A 2,168-nucleotide genomic window follows, 5' to 3' on the forward strand; every position below is an offset into this window, starting at 1 on the left:
GGCATGTGGCGTCCCTGGGCTAAAGCCACAGGGTTTTCATCTCACCCACTATAATTCTAATTTTTCGTTCTTCCATCTCTGTTAACTTCTGATTGTGCAGAACTTGTGCATTTTGGATTCATTGCTGTTACTGGTTATATTTGAGACCAACTAAGCGCAGCGTTTCTTCTAAGTTCTTGTCTATGTACTCTACTATGTTAGTCATGTTTTTCTGGTAAAAAAGCTCATTTTATCTTCTTTTCCCACAAAATTTTTAGATTTCGGAGTTGTCTATTGAGTTACAGCCCAAGCTACAATTTACCTCAAATGTGGAACTAGATTTAGCTTCAGTTTAAAAACTCATTTCGTAGCTGAGGCAGGCAAGAGTTTTCCCAGTTTGCTTGGTGGACTATTAGGAAGTGGCGTCCAAGACTGCGATCCCCGAACTGCTGCGCGTCTAGTTTCATATGCGCGTCTAGTTTCATAAATATTAAGCGCATTTTCATTGAGAATTGGTATCAGTGCGGTTTGTTGCCAAACATTGCACTACTACAACAGTCACAGCGCCGGGCGATCGCTTCAGTCAAACCCTTGCCCATTCTATCATTTAACCGATTTTAGGCTTAACTGAACTGTCTTGTTCTATAATTAAAATACTCGGACAAATTCTGAAATTTAGTGAGCCAGCGTGGTCTTGGGGAGCCACTGCGTTGGGCGGCTCTGCCGACTTGTAGCATGTGGCGTGGTTTCCCCCATGAGCGACTGGCGAACCCCGAAGGGGTAATCTGTAACCTCCGCAACAGAAAACGCGTTCAGACTGCTAAATTTAACATTTCAACCCTAAAAAAACGTTCTGAAAAATACAATTGTGAGTTCTGGAATTTCAGAATCTTTTTGTCAGAATCCCGAGTATTCTCTTCAAATAGGACGGAGATACAATGAATACCACTGTTCGGCGTCGAAAAGAATTCGATTTCTCCAGACTGTGGCATCTTTTTTGCGCGTGGATAACCAGTACTGAAAATCGTCTCTACATCGGCTGGTTTGGTGTCCTCATGATTCCCACTCTGCTTGTTGCCGTCACTTGCTTCATCCTGGCTTATCTTATCGCTCCTGGTGTAGATATGGAAGGCATTAGAGAGCCAGTCATGGGTTCTCTGAAGGATGGCAACAATTTAATCACAGCTGCTGTGGTACCAACTTCTGCCGCTATTGGTTTGCATTTATATCCAATTTGGGAAGCTGCTTCTCTCGATGAGTGGCTCTACAACGGCGGTCCTTATCAGTTAATTGTACTGCATTTTCTCATTGGGATTTGGTGTTACCTCGGACGACTTTGGGAATTAAGCTATCGCCTCGGTTCGCGTCCTTGGATTGCTGTTGCTTTCTCTGCACCTGCTATGGCAGCAACAGCAGTTTTACTGATTTATCCTATTGGTCAAGGTAGTTTTTCTGATGGACTTCCTTTGGGTATTGCAGGCACTTTCCATTTTATGATGGCATTCCAAGCAAACCACAATATCCTGATGCATCCCTTCCATATGTTGGGGGTTGCAGGAGTCTTTGGCGGTGCACTTTTGAGTTCTTTGCACGGTTCATTGGTCACCTCAACACTTCTTAGGCGAACTAACGAAAATGAACCTCCAGAAGCAGGGTATAAATTTGGTCAAGCGAAAGTTACCTACAGCTTTTTGGCTGGTCACTATGGTTTTCTGGGTCGTTTGCTGATACCCTCTTTTAGTAGTCAAAATCATCGTGCATTCCATCTGCTTTTAGCTGCTTTACCAACAGTCGGTATATGGTTTGCTGCGTTGGGTGTATGCGTGATGGCGTTTAACCTAAATGGATTCAACTTCAATCATTCCCTCTTAGATAGTCGAGGCGCAGTGATCACAACAGAAGCAGATTTGCTCAATCGAGCGACTCTTGGACTGCAAGCAATGCATGCTCCTAACACCCATCATTTCCCAATAATTCTATCTGGTAGTGAACCTATTCCAGTCAGTTAAAGAGTTCTCCTCCAGGGCACAGGGCATTGGTTTTGTACCATATGTCCTATGCTCTGTTTTTTGTCATGAGTACATTACAAGGTTGCTAAATTTGATAAGTGCAATTAATATAGTGGTTTTTAAAAAATTATAACTATATTTAAAATTGCAATAGTAATTTTTTATTATGAAACATTTTCA

1 protein-coding gene is annotated in these 2,168 nt (G+C 42.4%); it reads left to right on the forward strand.

The genetic code is table 11. The features are described from left to right. The first annotated feature begins 917 nt into the window (after positions 1-917). Positions 918-1,988, forward strand: coding sequence for a photosynthetic reaction center family protein (locus DP116_RS27970; protein WP_169158215.1), 1,071 nt, complete (start codon positions 918-920; stop codon positions 1,986-1,988). Positions 1,989-2,168 lie beyond the last annotated feature (180 nt).

The organism is Brasilonema bromeliae SPC951 (assembly GCF_012912135.1).
Taxonomy (GTDB): domain Bacteria; phylum Cyanobacteriota; class Cyanobacteriia; order Cyanobacteriales; family Nostocaceae; genus Brasilonema; species Brasilonema bromeliae.